Raw genomic sequence first — 17,825 nt, 5'->3', positions numbered from 1 at the left:
TAGGGAAGGGGGATCTATTTGTATCGGTAGAGGCGCTGTGCGCGCTTGCTCAGGCGCTCTTGCTGACCTTGCCAGTGTCCGGCTTCGGCTGGAGCAGGACGTCTATCTCGCTCGCAGGCATCGGTTTGAAGAACAGCCAGCCCTGTATTTGGTCGATCCCGGCCACGCGCACCATGTCAGCCTGGTCTTCGGTTTCCACGCCTTCGGCCGTCACGCCCATATCGAGCGAGCGGGCAATCGCCACCGAGGCGAGCATCATGGCGCGCGAGCTGCTGTCATTGGCGGCGTCGACGATCATTGAGCGGTCGAGCTTCAGCTTCTCGAAGCGGAACTGGCGCAGGAAGCCGATGCTGGCATAGCCTGTGCCGAAATCGTCGAGCACGATGCGCACGCCGAAGCCACGGATCACTTCCATCGATCGTCCGGCGACGACCGAATCGAGCACAAGGTGCGTTTCTGTCACTTCCAGTTCGAGCCGGTCGGCAGGGAACCCCGTCTCTTCCAGCAAATAGCCCAGCTCGAGAGGAAACTCGGGATTGCGCAGTTGCGCTGCCGAGACATTGATCGAGAGCTTGATATCATCCCAGGCCTTGGCATCGGCGAATGCCTTGCGCAGCACCCACATACCGATGCCGTTGATCAGGCCCGATTCCTCGGCGATGGGAATGAAGATATTGGGGCCGATCTGCTCGCCATCCGGACGATCCCAGCGGATCAGCGCTTCGACCGCGACCACCGATCGCGTCTGCGCATCGACCAGCGGCTGGTAGACGAGACGGAATTCCTGCCGCGTCAGCGCGAGCCGTAATTCGTCGTCGAGCTTTTGCAAGGCCTCGCGATGGGTGTCGAATTCCTCGCTGAACCACGTGACGCGCATCTTGCCCGCGCGTTTGGAGGCGTACATCGCAACATCGGTACGGCGAAGCATCTCGGATGAACTGACCGGATTGGTCGCATCGGTACGCGCCATCCCGACCGATGCACCCACGGTGATCGCCCGCTCGCCGATATAGATCGGTTTGGTCAGCCGGATGAGCAAGCGCCGGCACGCGCCTTCGAGCAGATTGCCCGCCATCGCGCCCTTGGCGAAAAAGGCGAACTCGTCACCGCCCAGACGGTAGATGCGGATATCCTCGCCACAAATTTCCGAGAACAAGGTCGCGCATTCACGAATGAGATTATCGCCCACCACGTGACCATAATGGTCGTTGACGATCTTGAACCCGTCGAGATCGATCATCGCCAGCGCGGCTTCCTTGTCCTCAGGGCAAAGCGCGCCGTAATGCTGGTGCAAGGCGCGGCGATTGGGCAATCCGCTCAGGCTATCGGTCAGGCCGAGCATTTCGAGCTGGTTGAAATTGTTGAGACCAAGCCGGGTGAGGATCGCGACGGCGACCGCATAAACCGCAATGCCGACGATTAGATAGCCGAGCGTTACCGGTTCGGCGGGCGAGGCTTGCTGCCAGAACAAACCTGCCAGCAACAGGAACACAAGCGTCAGCACGATCAGCGGTATGAATACCGTGATTTTGGGAGAGATCCGTGCCTCGGTCAGTTTACGCATCGGGACATTCAGCCTGCGACCATTGATAATCCGCAAGGTGTAGGCGGCGCCACTTAAGATAAGGTGTAAAATGCCTTTACTACGACACCGTGGCACTCGCCGCGGCGGCATCCGGGGCGGATTTTTCCCGCGAGCGGATGGGGCGCTGGAAGCTCGGCCTGCCCTGATCGGGCGCGAACAGGCCGGTGTGCCCGCGCACCGCCTCGCCGCCACCAAGCAACAGATAGCCGTCATCCGCCAGCGCCGAGGACAGCCGCGAATAGGCCTTCTTGCGCGTCGCGCTGTCGAAATAGAGCAGCACGTTCCGACACAGGATCAGGTCAAAGCGGCGCGTGGTGGGCGGCGTTTCGAGGATGTTGTGCGTGACATAGGTGATGCGATTGCGCAGCCTTTCAGACGCCACCCAGCCATCCTTGGTTTCGGTAAACCAGCGCAGCATCCGCGCGATATCCAGCCCGCGCTGGATCTGGAACTGGTTGTAGCACCCCTTGCGCGCCGAACGGATCGCGCTTTCCGAAACGTCGGTGGCAAGGATTTCGACCTGCCAGTCGTTCCAGATCGCGGTGCTTTCCGCCAACATCATGGCCAGCGACAGCGCTTCCTGTCCGCTCGAACATCCCGCGCACCAGATTGATAGCCGCCGCTTGTCGGCGCGGGCCTTTGCCAGCTGCGGCAGAACGACATTCTGCAGGTCGTGAAACACCGCCAGATCGCGGAAGAAATAGGTTTCGTTGTTGAGCAGCGCTTCCACCACCTGCCGTGCCAGCGGCGAGCGGTAATTGCCGGCAATCCGTCCGGCGAGCACGTTGAGATCGGCGCAATCATGTTCACGCATGACACTGGCAAGCGCGGTGCCAACGCGCCATTGCCGGGTTTGCGTCAGTTCCTGTCCGGTAAACTCTTCCAGCAGCTCTGCCAGTATGCGAACGGCTTCCTGGCTCACCGGCATGGGGCATACTCGAGGCAGGCGGCAATCCGGGCAGCGAGCTGGGCCGGCGGCAGGATTGCGGCGGCCAGGCCCGCATTCACAATCGCGCGCGGCATTCCCCACACAGCAGAGCTCTGTGCATCCTGCACCCAGATCTGCCCGCCCGCATCCGTGATCTGCGCCGCCATGCGCGACCCGTCATTGCCCATGCCGGACAGGACAATGCCGAGCGCACCCGGACCATAAACCTGCGCGAGCGAAGCAAACATCGGATCGACCGAGGGGCGACAGCCGCTTTCGGCCGGGGCGTGGTCAAGTTTGACCCGAACGTCATCGCCTTTGCGGTAGACGCGCATATGCGCGTCGCCCGGGGCAATGGCGATCTCGTCGGGACAAAGCGGCAGTCCCTCATGCGCGATATGCGCCTTGCGGCCCGAGGAGCGCTCGATCTGGCGGGCAAACACTTCGATAAAATGGTCGGGCAGGTGCTGGGTGATCAGGATGGGAATGCCGATGCGCTTCGGCAGATTGCCAAGCAACTGGTCGAGCGCGTGAATGCCGCCAGTGCTCGCGCCAATGGCGAGCACTTCGGGCGTAATGGGCCGTGCCGGCACGACAGGTTTGGGCGGAGCCGGAGAACGCTGCGTCTCTTTCCGCGAACGTTTGGCACCCAGAGCGACGATGCGATCTGCAAGGCGGGTGCGATAATCGCGATCGAATACGCCCGATGTCGGTTTGGCAACGGTGTCGGCAGCGCCGAGTGCAAGCGCCTTGAGCGTCGGTTCAGCGCCTTCCACCGCAAGGCTGGAGACGACCAGAATATTCGCGCCGCCGGACTGCGCAATCAACTTTGGCAGGGCTTCGAGCCCGCCCATTCCCGGCATTTCGAGATCAAGCAGAATGACGTCGACCGGTGTCGTTTCGACCTGCGCCAGTGCCTCTTTGGCGCTGCTGACAAGGGCGGTGACTTGCAGGCGTTCATCGCCTTCGACGATGCGCGCCAGCATGGTGCGTGCAGTGATGGAATCGTCAACGATCATCACCCGCGCAGGAGCAAACCCGCGTTCGTCCGGCTTGGCGGAATCAGTCAATGTTGCACTGCCGGACACCGGAACGCGCCTTACGCGACGCCGACGAGCTGCAGCTTGATATGCAGGGTTTCCTGATCGAACGGCTTCATCACATATTCGTTGGCGCCCGCTTCAATCGCGGCCTTGATATGCGCCACGTCGTTTTCGGTGGTGCAGAAAACCACTTTGGGCGCATCGCCATCGGGGCGGCCGCGCAGCTGGCCGAGAAAATCGATACCGCTCATCACCGGCATATTCCAGTCGAGCAGGATGACATCGGGCATGGCATTGTCGCACTGTTCCAGCGCTTCCTTGCCATTGGCAGCTTCGCTGACAGCAAAGCCCATACCTTCCAGCAGGTGGCGCGAAACCTTGCGGATCACGCGGGAGTCATCAACAATCAAACAGGTCTTCATTTCTTGCGATCCTATGTTTGCCGGCTCCCACACCGCCCGATTGCCGCAAGCTTATGTCACATAGTGTAAAATTTCTCTTAGGCTGCCTTCGCCGTCGTTTCGGCAGCAAGCAATTCCGCCGTGTCGATCACCAGCAGCGGGCCTAGCGCGGTTTCGATCGTGCCGCAGGCCGCACGCGTCCAGCCTTTGCCGAGGTCATCGGGCACTGCGCCGGGCTCTCCCAGACTTTGGGTAACATCCAGAATTGCATCGACCATCATGGCATAGCCGTGTCCGCCGCATTCCATGATGACAGCGTGCCGTTCGCCACTGTCTTCACCGGCGTCGAGCGGTTCCATGCCCAGCAATTGTGCCGGATCGATCACCGTCAGCACGCGGCTGCGCACTGCCGTCAGCCCGACAATATGCGCGGGCGCGCGCGGCACCGGCGTCAGGCCTTCTAGCACGATCAGCGACTGCACCGCGCTTGCGGGAATGGCGGCGCGTTTGCCGCCGACTTCGATGGCCAGATAGAGTTCACCCATGGCTCGTCTCCTCGCGCTCAGCCGTGTGCCCGCCGCGCCGCAGCCAGCGCCGAAAGCAGCGCCTCACGATCGTAGCGATAAATGGAGTGGGGATTGGCGGCGCAGTCTTCGGGGCTGGCACCCACGCGAATGACCTTGCGCGCCGGTGCAGTTGGCGCCTGGGTGCTGAAATCGCAGATAGCGACATCGGCCTCGGCCTCGGCCTCGTGCGTTTCGTCGACCACCTGGTAACCGGCGGATTCGATCACCGGACGCAGGAATTGCTGCATCCAGCGATCGCCATCGGGCAGGCGGCACAGCGGTTTGGCAAGCCGTTCGGGCGCGCTGCCGAAACGCGCGAAAATCGCGTGTGCGTCGAGCAGTTCGACGGGTTTTCCGTCGATCAGCAGAATGCGCTCTACGCCCTTTGCGCCGTCAGTGGTTTTGCCGCGCATCGGCACGGGAATGATGTCGGTGTGCCCGACACAGGCATAGGCCACACAGGAGCCGCCATCGCTCAGGCGCAATATTCGCAGCTTGCCGGTGAGATTATCAAGCCCGCCTTCGATCCCCGCGAGCGCGTAGATCGCATCGTCGAGCACGATATGGTCGCCGCTTTCGGAACGGGTGATTTTCTCGCGGTCGCCATTTTCGATCCGTTCGACAACCGCCATGCGCAGCGCGCGGGCCTTCCCGTCGAGGCCGGTGAACAACACGACCTGCACGTCTTCCTCGGCGACATCCTGCGGGGCGTCCTCTTCCGTCACGCGCGCAGCACGGCTGCCCATGTCGAGCGCGAGGCCGCCTGCCTTGGCGACGCCCATCACATCGAGCAGCAGGATCAGGTCCCCGTCGTCGGTGAGCGTCGTCCCGGCATACAGCCCGGTCGCCATCAGCGACGGCGCGAGCGGCTTGATCACCAGCTCTTCATGGTCGAGCAGCTTGTCGACGCGCAAGGTGAAGACATCGCAGCCGGGCAAGCGGATCACCGCCAGCGGGCTGATATCGCGCGCTTCGGCGGCTTCCAGCCCCAGCATATCGGCAAGGCCCAGACAGGCGAGTTGCTTGTCCCTGATGCGCACCTGCACCGTATCGCCGACTTCGCTCACGCGCACCGTCTCGCTGCGCAGATCGACCACTTCCTTCACATAGGAGCGGGGAATGGCGAATTTCTGGCCCCCGGCCTCGACAATCAGCGAAGGCGTGATCGACAGGGTCAGCGGCAGGCGCAGCGCAATCTGCGTGCCTTCGCCGCGCATTGAATCGATGGCGATGGAGCCGCCGAGCTGTTCGATATTGGCGCGCACCACATCCATGCCGACGCCGCGGCCGGAAATCTCGGTCACGGCTTCGGCGGTCGAGAGGCCCGCCTCGCATATCAGCATATGCCGTTCGGCGGGGGAGAGCTTGGCAGCCTGCTCTTCGGTGAGCACGCCCGCAGCGATGCACTTCGCCACGATGCGGCTGGTATCGATGCCGCGTCCGTCATCATTGATCTGCACCAGGATCTGGTTGCCCGATTGCCGCGCGGCGATTTGCAGAAGTCCGGTGCCGGTCTTGCCCTGCACCGCGCGCTCTGTGGGGGTCTCGATGCCATGATCGATCGCATTGCGGATGATGTGGATCATCGGATCGCGCACCAGTTCGATCATCTCGCGGTCCAGCTCGACATCGCCGCTGTCGCAATCGAGCAGGACTTCCTTGCCCAATTGCTGCGAGAGGTCGCGCACCAGACGCGGGAAGGAGGTGAAGAGCGATTCAATCGGCTGCATCCGCGTTTGCGTCATGCGCTCGCGGACTTCGGAAATCAGTGCGGAAAGCCGGTCAAAATGGCCGACAAGCGGTGTGTCTTCGGGCAGTTCGCGCAGGCGGCGCGCCAGCTCGTTGCGGGCGAGCACGATGTCGGACACCCCGCTCATCACGCGGTCAAGCAGGTCGACCGGCAGCCGCACGGTGCGAAGATTGGTGGTGCGCGCAACTTGCAGAATGGCGTCTTCGGAAAGCTCGGTAACGCCGCCGGTGTCGGCGCCGTCGGGTGCCAGCGCTGCGATCAGTGCAGAATCATCGCCAGTATCGGTTTCCTTGCCGTTTTCTATGCCATCGACCATCGCCGCGATACGGTCGACCGTGGCGAGCACGGCTGTCACCAATCGGGAATCGGGCTCGCGCTCGCCGCTGCGGACATCGGCCAGCGCGCCTTCCGCTGCGTGTGAGAGCGCTTCGAGGCGGGGAAAATCGAAGAAACCGCAATTGCCCTTTACGGTGTGGAAGAAACGGAAAATCGCATCGAGCTTGTCCCGATCCTGTGGGCTTGCTTCCCACGACACGATAACGCTGCCGATCGATTCCAGCATTTCGCGGATTTCCGCGACAAATTCTTCGAGGATTTCGTCCATTCCGGCTGCCCCTGGCGACGGTGTTTACTGCCTTATGCGGTCATGAAGGAACGCGGTTAACAATTCCTAAAACCGGCCGCCTCACGCGGCGCGCACATGGCGCAGGAAATCGGCGACCTGTTCGCGCAGCCGGTCTGCCTGATCGCTCAGCTGGCTGGTTGAATTAACGACCTGCTCGGCTGCGCTGCCTGTGGCCATGGTGATGCGGTTGACCTCGCTCATGTCGCTGGAAACAGCCTCGGCGCTGCGTGCGGCCAGATCGATGCTGCGCGCCAGATCCTGTCCGGCGACCGATTGCTGGTCGACCGCGCTGGCAATCGAGATCGAGGTCGTTTGCAGTTCGGAGACTTCCGAATTGATCTTGCGCAGCGCGCTCGCCCCTTCCGATGAACCGGCCTGAATGCGGCGGATTTGCGCCTCGACCTCTCCGGTCGCGCGGGCGGTTTGTGCGGCAAGCTCTTTGACCTCGCTCGCCACCACCGCAAAGCCGCGCCCCGTTTCGCCGCCGCGTGCCGCTTCGATGGCGGCGTTGAGCGCGAGCAGATTGGTGCGGCCCGCGATCTGGCCGATCAGTTCGATGACATCGCTGATCTGCTTGGCCATTTCGTCGAGCGCGGTGATGGTGCCGTTGGCCTCCTGCGCCAGATCGGTCGCCTGCCGCGCGCGATTGGCGGAATCGGAGGCCTGACGGCTGATCTCGCCGATCGACAGCGCAAACTCGTCGCTCGCTGCCGCCGCGCTGGTGACGCCGCGCGAAGCCTCGGCGATGAGATCGCTGACTTTGGCCACGCGCTGCGAGGATTCCTTGGCGTTGGCGGACATTTCACCCGCGGCGCTTTCGAGCTGGTCCGACGCGACCGCGACCTGTTCGGCAATTTCGCCCACCATGCTTTCAAAACGGTCGGCCAGATCCTGCAGCGCTTTGATCTTTTCCTCGCGCGCGGCATTGGCCTGTTGCGCGGCTTCCTGTTCGCGCTGGGCTGAGGCTACCAGCTCGTCCGAATAGGTTTGCAGAACAGAAAGGCTCCGCGCCATTTCGCCGATCTCGTCGCTGCGCGCGCCGCCGGGAATGGCGAGCCCGCTTTCGCCTTGGGCAATGCGCTGGCTGACATCGCTGATCTCGACAATCGGCTGGACGACGGCGCTGGCGATCCGCTTGCGGGCGAGCAGGCTGAAGGTCACGGCGGCGAGCAGCAAGACAACCATGGCGACGATGGCGAAGCGGATTTCGGCCATGCCATCGCCGCGCACCGTCTCGACCCGGGTCGAGGCATCCTGGCTTAAAGCGATGACAGTGGCGTCGGTGGCGTCGATGCGGTCATAACGCGGGCCGAGGAAGCTCTCTTCTTCGACGATATCGCGCGGCGCATCGCGGACTTCCTCCATAACCCGCTCGATATCGGCGAGCTCGGTGTCGAGCCGGTCGATGGTGGACAGCCATTGCGGATCGATCGATGCAGCAAAGGGCCGCATTTCGGTGTTGAGCGCCTGCGCGTTCTGCGCCTGGCTGATCGACAGGGCGATATAGTCCGGATCGTAACCGCGTGCGCGATAGGCGCCCATATTGTTCTTGGATGCCGCAATCTCGCGCGAGATCTCGGAAGTCAGGAAGGCCACTTCGGTCAGATCGCCAAGGCGTTCCGCACGTTGCTGGACGAGCCAGAAGCCGCTGCTGGCGGCGACGCCGAGCAGGATGACAATGGCAACCAGGCCGTTGAAGACAATACCGAACTGGCGCGTAATCGAGCCACGAGACAACCATGCCCCGAAGCGCGCCATCATACCGTTGGAACCCGTACCCCGAACCCGTGCAGCCATCTCTCATCAGCCCCTGATGGTGACAACGATGTCTTCGTGTCACATTTTACACGGGGGCTTTTTGAACGAACGAGGTTAACAAAGTTTCTACGCGCCGGGCGCGCGGCGGGGGCGTTCAGCCATTGAGAGCAGCGAAAACCGCCTCCGCGTGCTCTTTCCGGCAGATCAGCAGATCGGGCAAATACGTATCGCGCTGGTTATAAATGAGCGGCGAGCCGTCGATGCGGCTGATATGCAGGCCATGCGCGGCGGCGACTGCGGCGGGGGCGCAGCTGTCCCATTCGAACTGACCGCCCGAATGGAGGTAAATGTCCGCCTCGCCGCGGATGATCGCCATGGCCTTCGCGCCCGCGCTGCCCATCGGGACAAGCTCTGCACCGAGCGCTTCGGACACCGCCAACGCTTCCGCCGCAGGGCGGGTGCGGCTGACGACCATGCGCAGCTTCTCGGGTGCCGCCGGAAGCACAGCAGGCTGATCGGTGCGCAGCACTTCGCCAAGTCCGGGGAGCGCCACCGCGCCGATCACCGGCTCGCCATTGATTGCGAGCCCGACATGGACCGCCCAGTCCGCGCGCTCCTCGCCATATTCGCGGGTGCCGTCGACCGGATCGACGATCCACACGCGTTCCTTGGAGAGGCGCTCCTCGGTGTCCTTGCTTTCTTCGGACAGCAGCCCGTCTTCGGGGCGTTGCTGGCGCAAAGCATGGACAAGGAACTGGTTCGCGGTCTGGTCACCCGCCTTGCCGAGCGCCTTGCCTTCGAACATTCCCGAAGCGCGCACGTCCAGCAGGATGCGACCTGCGCATTCGGCGAGGTGGGCGGCAAGCTGGGCGTCGGTCATTGCGGTCATTCGGGGTTCCTATTTCAACGGCAGAATTTGGTCGATGATGTAATTCGCCGCTTCTTCCGGCGTCATCTCGACCGTGTTGACGGTGATTTCGGGCTGCTCGGGCGCTTCATAGGGGCTGTCGATCCCGGTGAAGTTCTTGAGCTGGCCCGAACGCGCCTTTTTATAGAGGCCCTTCACGTCGCGCTCCTCGGCGACTTCCAGCGGCGTGTCGACGAAGATCTCGATAAACTCGTGATCGGCCAGCATTTCGCGCACCATCTGTCGCTCGCTACGGAAAGGCGAAATGAAGGCGGTGAGCACGATCAGCCCGGCATCGGTCATCAGCTTGGCGACTTCGCCGATACGGCGGATGTTTTCGATCCGGTCGGCCTCGGTAAAGCCCAGATCCTTGTTCAGTCCGTGGCGGACATTGTCGCCATCAAGCAGGAAGGTGTGGCGGTTCATAAGCGCCAGCTTCTTTTCCACCTCGTTGGCGATGGTCGACTTGCCGCTGCCCGAAAGTCCGGTGAACCACAGCACGCGCGGCGTCTGGTTCTTCATGCTCGCATGGTGTTCGCGGGTGATGTCGGTGGCCTGCCAATGCACGTTCTGGCTGCGGCGCAGCGAGAAGTTGAGCATCCCTGCGCCCACGGTCGCATTGGTGATCTTGTCGATCAGGATAAACCCGCCCAGCGTGCGGCTGTCGGCATAGGGTTCGAATACGATCGGCTTGTCGGCATAGACTTCCGCCACGCCGATATCGTTGAGGCTCAGCGTTTTCGCCGCCAATTTGTCCATCGTGTTCACATCGACGCGGTATTTGGGCTGCTGCACCGTGGCAGAGACGGTCTGCGTGCCGATCTTCAGCCAGTAGCCGCGGCCCACGTGCAGGTCTTCGTCATTGAGCCAGACGAGCGTCGCTTCGAACTGGTCGGCCACTTCGGGCGGCGCATCCGCCACGCACAGCACATCGCCGCGCGAAATGTCGATTTCGTCGGTGAGCGTGATGGTGACCGACTGTCCGGCAATCGCCTCCTCCAGCTCGCCATCGAACGTCACGATGCTCTTGACCGTAGACGTCTTGCCCGAAGGCAGCGCGCGCACCGTGTCGCCGGGCTTCACGCTGCCCGTCGCAATCAGGCCGGAGAAGCCACGGAAGTCGAGATTGGGGCGGTTGACCCACTGCACCGGCATCCGGAACGGCTTTTGCGAAGCGACTTCGGACAGCACTTCGACGCTTTCGAGATGCTCAACAAGGCTCGGGCCGGAATACCACGGCGTATTGGCCGAAGGCGCGGCGGTGATGTTGTCGCCCTTGAAGCCGCTGATCGGCATGGCCGTGAAGCTCTCAATGCCGATGCTCTCGGCAAAAGCGGCATAGTCGGCGACGATGGCGTCAAACGTAGCCTGATCGTAATCGACCAGATCCATCTTGTTCACTGCCAGCACGATATTCTTGATGCCGATCAGGTGGCACAGATAGGAGTGCCGCCGCGTCTGCACGAGCACGCCCTTGCGCGCATCGATCAGGATCACGGCGAGGTCGGCGGTCGATGCGCCGGTCACCATATTGCGCGTATATTGTTCATGCCCCGGGCAATCGGCGACGATGAATTTGCGCTTTTCGGTGTTGAAGAAGCGGTAGGCGACGTCGATGGTGATGCCCTGCTCGCGCTCTGCGGCGAGGCCATCCACCAGCAGCGCGAAGTCGATTTCCTGACCCTGCGTGCCGACCTTCTTGCTGTCATTGCTCAAGGCTTCGAGCTGGTCTTCGAAGATCATCTTGCTGTCATAGAGCAGCCTTCCGATCAGCGTCGATTTGCCGTCATCCACGCTGCCGCAGGTGATGAAGCGCAGCATCGTCTTGTGCTGGTGGGTTTCGAGATAGGCGTCGATATCCTCGGCGATGAGGGCATCGGTCTGGTAGACACTGTCCTGCGACATCAGAAATAGCCCTCCTGCTTCTTCTTCTCCATGCCGGCACCGCCCGCATCCTTGTCGATCACGCGGCCCTGCCGTTCGCTGGTGGTGGTGAGCAGCGTTTCCTGGATGACTTCGGAAAGCGTCGCTGCTTCGCTCTCCACCGCGCCGGTCAGCGGGAAGCAGCCGAGCGTGCGGAAGCGCACCGACTTCATGGTGATTTCGGGCCGGTGGCCCATCACGCGCTCCAGCCGTTCGATATCGTCGGCCATGAACAGCCCGCCTTCATATTCGAAGGTCGGACGCTCGGCAGCGAAATAGAGCGGAACGATCTCGATGTTTTCGAGCTGGATATATTGCCACACGTCTAGCTCGGTCCAATTGGAGATCGGGAAGACGCGGATGCTCTCCCCCTTGTTTTTCTTGGCGTTGTAGAGGTTCCACAGTTCGGGCCGCTGGTTCTTCGGATCCCACCCGTGCGACGCGGTGCGGAAGGAAAAGACGCGCTCCTTGGCGCGGCTCTTTTCCTCGTCACGCCGCGCGCCGCCAAAGGCCGCGTCAAAACCGTGCATGGTGAGCGCCTGTTTCAGCCCCTCGGTCTTCCACATATCGGTGTGCAGCGGCCCGTGATCGAAGGGGTTAATGCCGCGCTCTTTCGCCTCGGGGTTCTGGTGGACGATCAGCTCCATCCCCGCTTCCTCGGCAGAGCGTTCACGCAGCGCGTACATATCGCGGAATTTCCACGTCGTATCCACATGCAGCAGCGGGAAGGGCGGGGGCGAGGGATAGAAGGCTTTTTTGGCGAGATGCAGCATCACCGCCGAATCCTTGCCGATCGAATACATCATCACCGGCTTCTCCGCCTCTGCGGCGACTTCGCGGATGATATGGATCGCCTCGGCTTCAAGGCGCTGGAGATGGGTCAAAGGTGCGGTCATGGGCCGTGTCCTGATGCTTGTGCTGCGCTGCGGCATAGGGGAGGGCGCTTTGCGCTAGACCTCCCATTTGGGAGGGGGTATGCGATTCCCATGCGCGTTCCCAATCTTGGCGAGATCGAACTGCTGGTGCCGCTACATGATGGCGTGTTCGAACAGCCAATGTGGCACACCTTCCTTGCAAGGCTCATGCGGGTGGCGGGGGCGGAAGGGGCGGCGGTCCTGCTGCAATCGGGCGGCGAGAGCGTGTGCCTGTCTGCTGGCGAGATCGCGCTGCCCGCCATGCTCGGAGAACTGCGCTTTGGCCGCGCCTATTCGCCCGACGAACTTGGCGGCACCTGCCATGCGATCCGCTTGCAGGGGGAGGGCGGGCTTTCCGCCGTGCTGCTGCTGGTCAGCGGGGAAGGCGGCATATCCGGCCTGCTCACCGCGCTTGCCCCGCATTTCGCCGTTGCCCTCAAAGTCCTCGCCGGGCTGGAGCGCGAGCGGGCGCGGTCGGAGATGAGTGCGGAGGCGTTTGCGCGGCTTGATTTCGGCTGGATCGGCCTCGATGCCAAGGGCCGGATCGTCGATGCCGACGCGCAGGCAGAGCGGATGCTGCGCGAATCCGGCCTGCTCGCGCGCGGCGCGTATAACAGGCTGGTGCCCTCCGCCCCCGCGATCGACCGGCAGCTGACCGCGCTGGTGAAAGAGTTTGCCGCCAATCCCAAGGCCCGTCCGCGCGCGATCAATCTCAGCCATGATCCGTGGATCGACATTCTGGTCGCGCCCTTGCGGCTGGAGGCGCTGGCGGGGGGCAAGGATGCGGTGGCGGTGGTCTATCTGCGCGGCGACCGCTCAAGCTCCGAAACGCGCGCCGAGCAATTGGTCGACCTGTTCGATCTGACGCCAAGCGAAGCGCGGCTTGCCTGGTCGATGGCGCAGGGCCTTTCGATTGCCGAGGCGGCGGCGGAGCATGGCCTGACCATCGAGACGGCGCGCAATTACTCGAAGAAGATCTATGCGAAGACCGGCGCGCGCGGGCAGGTCGATCTGGTGCGCCATGTGCTGACGGGGGTGCTGGCTCTTGCGTAGCTGGCGATGAAATGACAGGTGCCCATCCCAAGGAGAGAGACTTATGAAAATCGCATTTATCGGCCTCGGCAATATGGGCGGCGGCATGGCGGCGAACCTTGCGAAGGCAGGGCACGAAGTGCGCGCGTTCGACCTGAGTGAAGCGGCGTTGGAGGCGGCGAAGACCAAGGGCTGCGAGACCTTCACTTCGGCCAGCGAGGCCTGTGCGGGTGTCGATGCGGTCGTCTCGATGCTGCCCAACGGGGCCATCGTGAAAGCGGTCTACACCAATGATGTGATCGGCCATGCGCCAGCGGGCGCGGTGCTGATCGACTGTTCGACCATCGACGTTGCGACCGCGCGCGAAGTCTCCGCGGCGGCGGCGGAAGCGGGCTATCCGATGGTCGATGCGCCCGTTTCGGGCGGCATCGCGGCGGCGGATGCGGGAACGCTGACCTTTATGGTTGGCGGCAGCGCAGAGGGGTTCGCCCGCGCCGAAGAAGTGCTCAAGCACATGGGCAAGGCGGTGATCCATGCGGGCGATGCGGGCAACGGGCAGGCGGCGAAAATCTGCAACAATATGCTGCTCGCCATCCATATGATCGGCACCGCCGAAGCCTTCGCCATGGCGCAGAAGCTTGGGCTCGATCCTCAGACTTTCTACGACATTTCCAGCGTCAGTTCGGGCCAGTGCTGGTCGATGACAAGCTATTGCCCCGTCCCCGGCGTCGGGCCGACCACACCAGCCGACAACGGCTACCAGGGAGGTTTTGCCACCGCGCTGATGCTCAAGGATTTAAAACTGGCGATGGAAGCGGCCGAAACCGCCGGTATGGACCCGCGCATCGGCGCGACGGCGAAGGCGCTTTACGAAGCCTTCGACGCCGCTGGAAATGGCGGACGGGACTTCTCGGCGATCATTACCGAATACGACTGAGCCTAACGCGGCGCAGCCACCAGCGCCTTGCCCTCGGGCGCGAAGGTCACATCGGCGATCCCCGGCGCGTAGGCGCATTCGCCAGGCGAGACGACTTCGCCTGACACCAGCACATCGCCTGATAGCGGCACGACCAGCAGCCTTTCCGCATAGGCGTAAAGCTGGGCGCCATCCGCCACGCCGTCGATCAGGTCGAGCGCGAAATGCGGGCCGTCGACCAGCGTTGCCGAACCGCTTGCCGGAATGCGCTGGTGCAACTGCGCCGGATAGGGCGCGCCATCGGCCACAGCCATCCCCGCTTCTAGGTGCAGTTCACGCGGGCGGCCGTAATCATACAGGCGATAGGTAATGTCCGAATTCTGCTGGATCTCGATGATCGAGCAGCCCGGGCCAATCGCGTGCACGGTGTTCGCGGGAATATAGAAGAAATCGCCCGCATGCACCTCGTGCCACACCATCAGCTCTTCGATCGAGCCGTCGAGCGCGGCGGTGCGCATTTCGTCCGCTGACAATTCGCGCTTGAACCCGATGCCAAGCGTCGCGCCCGCCTCGGCGGCGACGACCAGCCAGCATTCTTCCTTGCCATTGCGGCCCAACCCGGCGGCTTCGGCCTGATCGTCATCGGGGTGGCATTGCACCGAGAGTTTCTCGCTGGTGAAAAGATATTTCACAAGCAGTTCGGAGAGCTCCTCCGGCGGCTCGAACCAGATCTCGCCAATGCGCTTGCCCTCAGGCGCGACGAAAGGTGCGGGAAGCACGTCCATGCCCCAGACCTTCTCTACCGTGCGTGTTTGAAGGATCATGCGGGCGCATCCGGTTGAAACAGCGGTGTCATACCGAGGCGCGCTAACGCAGAAATGTTGCAATTTCTACCAATGACGGGTGATAGCGCGTGGTGATGTCCGATACCACCACCATCGCCGCCGATCCGCAATGGCTGCCGCACACGCTTGATCTGGCGGGCGGGCGGATGCTGTTCGTGCGCATTTCGCGCGAGGTGTTCACGCAGAGCGGATTTCTGGCGGATATCGACCCGGCCAAGGCCGAGGATAGCGCTTGGGTATCGCTGGCCGAAGTCAAGGCGATGCAAGTGCAGGCCGGCCCGCTGCATTTCATCTTCCACACCGCCTTCTGCCGGTCGACCCTGCTGGCGCGGGCGCTCAATATTCCGGGCACGAGTGTGGGCATAGCGGAGCCCGGTATCCTCGCGCAACTGGCGGGCGCGGGAGCGGCGGCGCGCGATCTGGTGAAGCCGGTGTGCGATCTGCTGTCGCGCCCGTGGGAAGGCAGCAAGGCGGTGTTCGTCAAGCCGACCAATCACGCCAATATGCTGATCCCCGCGCTCCTCGCCGCGCGGCCCGATGCCACCGCGGTGCTGATGACCAATCCGCTTCGCAAATTCCTGCAATCGGTGGACAAACGGGCGATCATGGGGCGGCGCTGGGGCCGCCAGCTTTATCTTGAAGTGATGTCCTATGCCGGAATGGACCTCGGCATGGACGCTCGCGAGCAGTTCAGCATGACCGATCTGCAGGCGGCGGGCCTCGCATGGTTCCTGTCGCAGCGTATGTTCACGATGCTCGCGGCAGGGCCGGATGGGGCAAGGCTGCGCGTGCTCGATGGCGACCGCTTTGCGCTCGACAAGGCGGATACGGTGGAGGCGGTGCTGGAGCTGGCGGGGCTGGACTATGATCCGGCTGCAATCGAGGCGGTGGCGGACGGCCCGATCTTTGCCAAGCACGCCAAGCTGGGCGGTGCGTTTGCTGACGAGACAACCGCCACATCTCCCGCGCTGGAGCAGGAGATCGGACAGGTGCAGCAATGGCTCGACATGATCGCTAGCCAAGCGGGAATGGTCATCCCCGTCCGCCACACGCTGTTCTAGTTATTCGGCAACCTGTTCAGCCACGTCGCGCAGGAAAATATCTTCGATTGTCAGCTCGAAAACATCGGCGATCTTGAAGGCGAGGGGGAGCGAGGGATCGTATTTGCCGGTCTCGATGGCGTTCACGCTCTGGCGCGAGACATCGAGCCGGTCGGCCAGATCCTGCTGGCTCCATTTGCGTTCGGCGCGCAATACGCGCAGGCGGTTCTTCACGAGTCCTCTCCCCCGCCTTCGGGCCCAGTGCGTTCAGGTAGGGCCATGCCGAGCGCTAGGCCCAGCGCCCAGGCGGGGAAGACCCACCACGCCCAGATATGCGGCACGAGGCCGAAGGTTTCGAGGAAGCCCCAGCCGGTGCCGAGCACTAGCACAAGGCCCAGCCCGACCATGGACGCGCGCACCGCCTTGTGGCGCTGATACTCGTCGCTCTCTTCCTGCAAATAGCGCATCATCGCCCAGATCATGCCGAAGGCGGGGAGCATTGGAAGAATGGCCAAAGCCCACATCAGCGGTGAGGCGGGATCGATACGGGCAGCAATGCCCGACGTGCCAAGCATTCCGACGGCATAGACCGCGCTGGCGATCAGAAAGCGTCGGTTGTAGTCGCGCATGGCGCGGGTCATTGCGCCTTTCTCCTCATGCGCCTGCTTGGCCGCTTTGATCAACGGTATGAGCAGCGTCATGTTTAGCGCGATGAGAATTATCGGTATCGGGTGTTCAAGCGCACCAGTGCCTGCAAGCACTGCGATGATGGCCATGTTTGCGGCAAACAGTCCGCCCCACAGACCCGGCTTTGCTTTCTTTTGGACAGCATCCGTCATCAAGCGCACTCCCCGAAAGTCCCCATCGTGATCTTGTTGTAGATCGCCCCGATGCCGAGGCCGAAACACCAGATGGTCGGCCACCAGAAAGCGCGGATATGCGGGACGGGCATATAGGTTTCCATGAAGCCCCAGACGGCGGCAGCGGTGAGCGCAAGGCCGGTCGCAACAAGGATTTGCCGGACATAGAGCATCCGGAAAAACTCGTCGCGTTCCTCGACAATCAGGCGCACGAAAATCCAGAACACAGCGGCGAAGGAAAGCCCGGGAAGGGCCGCCAGCACATAGGCTGCCGGCCCCGAAAGTCCGCGATCCTCGATGAGGATTTCAGCGGCGAAGAGCGTGCCGAGATAGAGCGCCATCGCCACCGCAATGCGGATCAGATAGCGCCGTTTTTCCGGCTTTGCGCGGGTTGTGGTCGTCATGCGCTGTCTCCGCTCTGCTTGCATGGCCGCGTCTTGCTCAGCGTGGCCCATGCAAGCACGGGCAGCATGATCAGCATGAATCGGGCGGTTTCGCTTTCAATCGGGCCGGACACCGCGATCAATGCGAAGAGGATGATGGCGCTCGCCCAGATGAGCGCGTTGGTCAGCGGTTTCATGTCAAGCTCCCTTGAAGTGATGTAAAGGTAACTAGACATCGATTCGTCTAATGTCAAGCCACCTTTCCATATTGCTTGGCTTGCTTGACGTAGTTTGATGCTTCTTGGGAAAGCCGATGACACTTCGCGCTTTCCTACAAACCCTCTGCCGC

18 protein-coding genes are annotated in these 17,825 nt (G+C 62.5%); 3 read left to right on the top strand and 15 right to left on the bottom strand.

What is annotated here, in order from left to right; translation table 11 throughout:
- Positions 1–49 precede the first annotated feature (49 nt).
- The 10 genes from ACS0VV_RS12265 to cysD form a co-directional block, all read right to left on the bottom strand.
- Positions 50–1,564 (bottom strand): putative bifunctional diguanylate cyclase/phosphodiesterase, encoded by a 1,515-nt coding sequence (locus ACS0VV_RS12265; RefSeq protein ID WP_483532979.1) that lies wholly within the window; start codon positions 1,562–1,564, stop codon positions 50–52.
- Between the two features lie 79 nt (positions 1,565–1,643).
- Positions 1,644–2,513, bottom strand: coding sequence for a CheR family methyltransferase (locus ACS0VV_RS12260; RefSeq protein WP_483532978.1), 870 nt, complete (start codon positions 2,511–2,513; stop codon positions 1,644–1,646).
- Positions 2,504–3,583, bottom strand: a complete 1,080-nt coding sequence (cheB, locus tag ACS0VV_RS12255) for a chemotaxis-specific protein-glutamate methyltransferase CheB (protein ID WP_483532977.1) — start codon at positions 3,581–3,583, stop codon at positions 2,504–2,506. The genes ACS0VV_RS12260 and cheB overlap by 10 nt, the downstream gene beginning before the upstream one ends.
- A 29-nt stretch (positions 3,584–3,612) precedes the next feature.
- A complete protein-coding gene (locus ACS0VV_RS12250; protein WP_483532976.1) occupies positions 3,613–3,978 on the bottom strand; it encodes a response regulator in 366 nt (121 codons plus the stop codon).
- Positions 3,979–4,055: 77 nt separating this feature from the next.
- Positions 4,056–4,502, bottom strand: a complete 447-nt coding sequence (locus tag ACS0VV_RS12245) for a chemotaxis protein CheW (RefSeq protein WP_483532975.1) — start codon at positions 4,500–4,502, stop codon at positions 4,056–4,058.
- A 17-nt stretch (positions 4,503–4,519) separates the two neighbouring features.
- Positions 4,520–6,877, bottom strand: a complete 2,358-nt coding sequence (locus ACS0VV_RS12240; RefSeq protein WP_483532974.1) for a chemotaxis protein CheA — start codon at positions 6,875–6,877, stop codon at positions 4,520–4,522.
- A gap of 81 nt (positions 6,878–6,958) precedes the next feature.
- Positions 6,959–8,695, bottom strand: coding sequence for a methyl-accepting chemotaxis protein (locus ACS0VV_RS12235; protein ID WP_483532973.1), 1,737 nt, complete (start codon positions 8,693–8,695; stop codon positions 6,959–6,961).
- A 115-nt stretch (positions 8,696–8,810) separates the two neighbouring features.
- Positions 8,811–9,536 (bottom strand): 3'(2'),5'-bisphosphate nucleotidase CysQ, encoded by a 726-nt coding sequence (locus ACS0VV_RS12230; protein ID WP_483533547.1) that lies wholly within the window; start codon positions 9,534–9,536, stop codon positions 8,811–8,813.
- A gap of 18 nt (positions 9,537–9,554) precedes the next feature.
- Positions 9,555–11,468: a sulfate adenylyltransferase subunit CysN gene (gene cysN / locus ACS0VV_RS12225; RefSeq protein ID WP_483532972.1), complete on the bottom strand. Its 1,914-nt coding sequence runs from the start codon at positions 11,466–11,468 to the stop codon at positions 9,555–9,557.
- Positions 11,468–12,382, bottom strand: coding sequence for a sulfate adenylyltransferase subunit CysD (gene cysD / locus ACS0VV_RS12220; protein ID WP_483532971.1), 915 nt, complete (start codon positions 12,380–12,382; stop codon positions 11,468–11,470). Before cysD ends, cysN begins: the two co-directional genes overlap by 1 nt.
- Before the next feature lie 90 nt (positions 12,383–12,472).
- Between cysD and ACS0VV_RS12215 the strand changes: the two genes are divergently transcribed.
- A complete protein-coding gene (locus ACS0VV_RS12215) occupies positions 12,473–13,453 on the top strand; it encodes a helix-turn-helix transcriptional regulator (protein WP_483532970.1) in 981 nt (326 codons plus the stop codon).
- Positions 13,454–13,496: 43 nt separating this feature from the next.
- Entirely contained in the window at positions 13,497–14,369 is an 873-nt protein-coding gene (mmsB, locus tag ACS0VV_RS12210) for a 3-hydroxyisobutyrate dehydrogenase (RefSeq protein ID WP_483532969.1), read from the top strand.
- A 2-nt stretch (positions 14,370–14,371) separates the two neighbouring features.
- Here mmsB and ACS0VV_RS12205 read toward each other — a convergent pair whose 3' ends face one another.
- Entirely contained in the window at positions 14,372–15,172 is an 801-nt protein-coding gene (locus ACS0VV_RS12205; RefSeq protein WP_483532968.1) for a class I mannose-6-phosphate isomerase, read from the bottom strand.
- A gap of 95 nt (positions 15,173–15,267) precedes the next feature.
- Here ACS0VV_RS12205 and ACS0VV_RS12200 point away from each other — a divergent pair, with 95 nt between their 5' ends.
- The gene (locus ACS0VV_RS12200; protein WP_483532967.1) at positions 15,268–16,254 is read left to right on the top strand and encodes a hypothetical protein; all 987 of its coding nucleotides are present in this window, start codon (positions 15,268–15,270) and stop codon (positions 16,252–16,254) included.
- Here ACS0VV_RS12200 and ACS0VV_RS12195 read toward each other — a convergent pair whose 3' ends face one another.
- The 4 genes from ACS0VV_RS12195 to ACS0VV_RS12180 all read right to left on the bottom strand — a co-directional run bounded on the left by ACS0VV_RS12195 (position 16,255) and on the right by ACS0VV_RS12180 (position 17,673).
- Positions 16,255–16,467 carry a helix-turn-helix transcriptional regulator gene (locus tag ACS0VV_RS12195; RefSeq protein WP_483532966.1) on the bottom strand — a complete coding sequence of 71 codons (213 nt, stop codon included), beginning with the start codon at positions 16,465–16,467 and terminating at the stop codon, positions 16,255–16,257.
- Entirely contained in the window at positions 16,464–17,009 is a 546-nt protein-coding gene (locus ACS0VV_RS12190) for a hypothetical protein (protein ID WP_483532965.1), read from the bottom strand. Before ACS0VV_RS12190 ends, ACS0VV_RS12195 begins: the two co-directional genes overlap by 4 nt.
- A 62-nt stretch (positions 17,010–17,071) precedes the next feature.
- Positions 17,072–17,497 (bottom strand): hypothetical protein, encoded by a 426-nt coding sequence (locus ACS0VV_RS12185; protein ID WP_483532964.1) that lies wholly within the window; start codon positions 17,495–17,497, stop codon positions 17,072–17,074.
- Complete coding sequence (locus tag ACS0VV_RS12180; protein ID WP_483532963.1) at positions 17,494–17,673, bottom strand: hypothetical protein; 180 nt, start codon at positions 17,671–17,673, stop codon at positions 17,494–17,496. The genes ACS0VV_RS12185 and ACS0VV_RS12180 overlap by 4 nt, the downstream gene beginning before the upstream one ends.
- Positions 17,674–17,825: the final 152 nt, after the last annotated feature.

Source organism: Aurantiacibacter sp. KMU-128, assembly GCF_056933515.1.
Note: the sequence above shows the minus strand (reverse complement) of the source record. Positions and strands in the feature narration are given on the sequence as shown.

What these genes read in the sequence shown, in the direction of transcription:
- mmsB (WP_483532969.1), top strand. Translation starts at nt 13,497, where the DNA reads ATGAAAATCGCATTTATCGGCCTCGGCAATATGGGCGGCGGCATGGCG.
- ACS0VV_RS12240 (WP_483532974.1), bottom strand. Translation starts at nt 6,877, where the DNA reads ATGGACGAAATCCTCGAAGAATTTGTCGCGGAAATCCGCGAAATGCTG.
- ACS0VV_RS12215 (WP_483532970.1), top strand. Translation starts at nt 12,473, where the DNA reads ATGCGCGTTCCCAATCTTGGCGAGATCGAACTGCTGGTGCCGCTACAT.
- ACS0VV_RS12190 (WP_483532965.1), bottom strand. Translation starts at nt 17,009, where the DNA reads ATGGCCATCATCGCAGTGCTTGCAGGCACTGGTGCGCTTGAACACCCG.
- ACS0VV_RS12245 (WP_483532975.1), bottom strand. Translation starts at nt 4,502, where the DNA reads ATGGGTGAACTCTATCTGGCCATCGAAGTCGGCGGCAAACGCGCCGCC.
- ACS0VV_RS12180 (WP_483532963.1), bottom strand. Translation starts at nt 17,673, where the DNA reads ATGAAACCGCTGACCAACGCGCTCATCTGGGCGAGCGCCATCATCCTC.
- ACS0VV_RS12260 (WP_483532978.1), bottom strand. Translation starts at nt 2,513, where the DNA reads ATGCCGGTGAGCCAGGAAGCCGTTCGCATACTGGCAGAGCTGCTGGAA.
- ACS0VV_RS12230 (WP_483533547.1), bottom strand. Translation starts at nt 9,536, where the DNA reads ATGACCGACGCCCAGCTTGCCGCCCACCTCGCCGAATGCGCAGGTCGC.
- ACS0VV_RS12200 (WP_483532967.1), top strand. Translation starts at nt 15,268, where the DNA reads ATGTCCGATACCACCACCATCGCCGCCGATCCGCAATGGCTGCCGCAC.
- ACS0VV_RS12250 (WP_483532976.1), bottom strand. Translation starts at nt 3,978, where the DNA reads ATGAAGACCTGTTTGATTGTTGATGACTCCCGCGTGATCCGCAAGGTT.
- cysN (WP_483532972.1), bottom strand. Translation starts at nt 11,468, where the DNA reads ATGTCGCAGGACAGTGTCTACCAGACCGATGCCCTCATCGCCGAGGAT.
- ACS0VV_RS12185 (WP_483532964.1), bottom strand. Translation starts at nt 17,497, where the DNA reads ATGACGACCACAACCCGCGCAAAGCCGGAAAAACGGCGCTATCTGATC.
- cysD (WP_483532971.1), bottom strand. Translation starts at nt 12,382, where the DNA reads ATGACCGCACCTTTGACCCATCTCCAGCGCCTTGAAGCCGAGGCGATC.
- ACS0VV_RS12205 (WP_483532968.1), bottom strand. Translation starts at nt 15,172, where the DNA reads ATGATCCTTCAAACACGCACGGTAGAGAAGGTCTGGGGCATGGACGTG.
- ACS0VV_RS12235 (WP_483532973.1), bottom strand. Translation starts at nt 8,695, where the DNA reads ATGGCTGCACGGGTTCGGGGTACGGGTTCCAACGGTATGATGGCGCGC.
- ACS0VV_RS12265 (WP_483532979.1), bottom strand. Translation starts at nt 1,564, where the DNA reads ATGCGTAAACTGACCGAGGCACGGATCTCTCCCAAAATCACGGTATTC.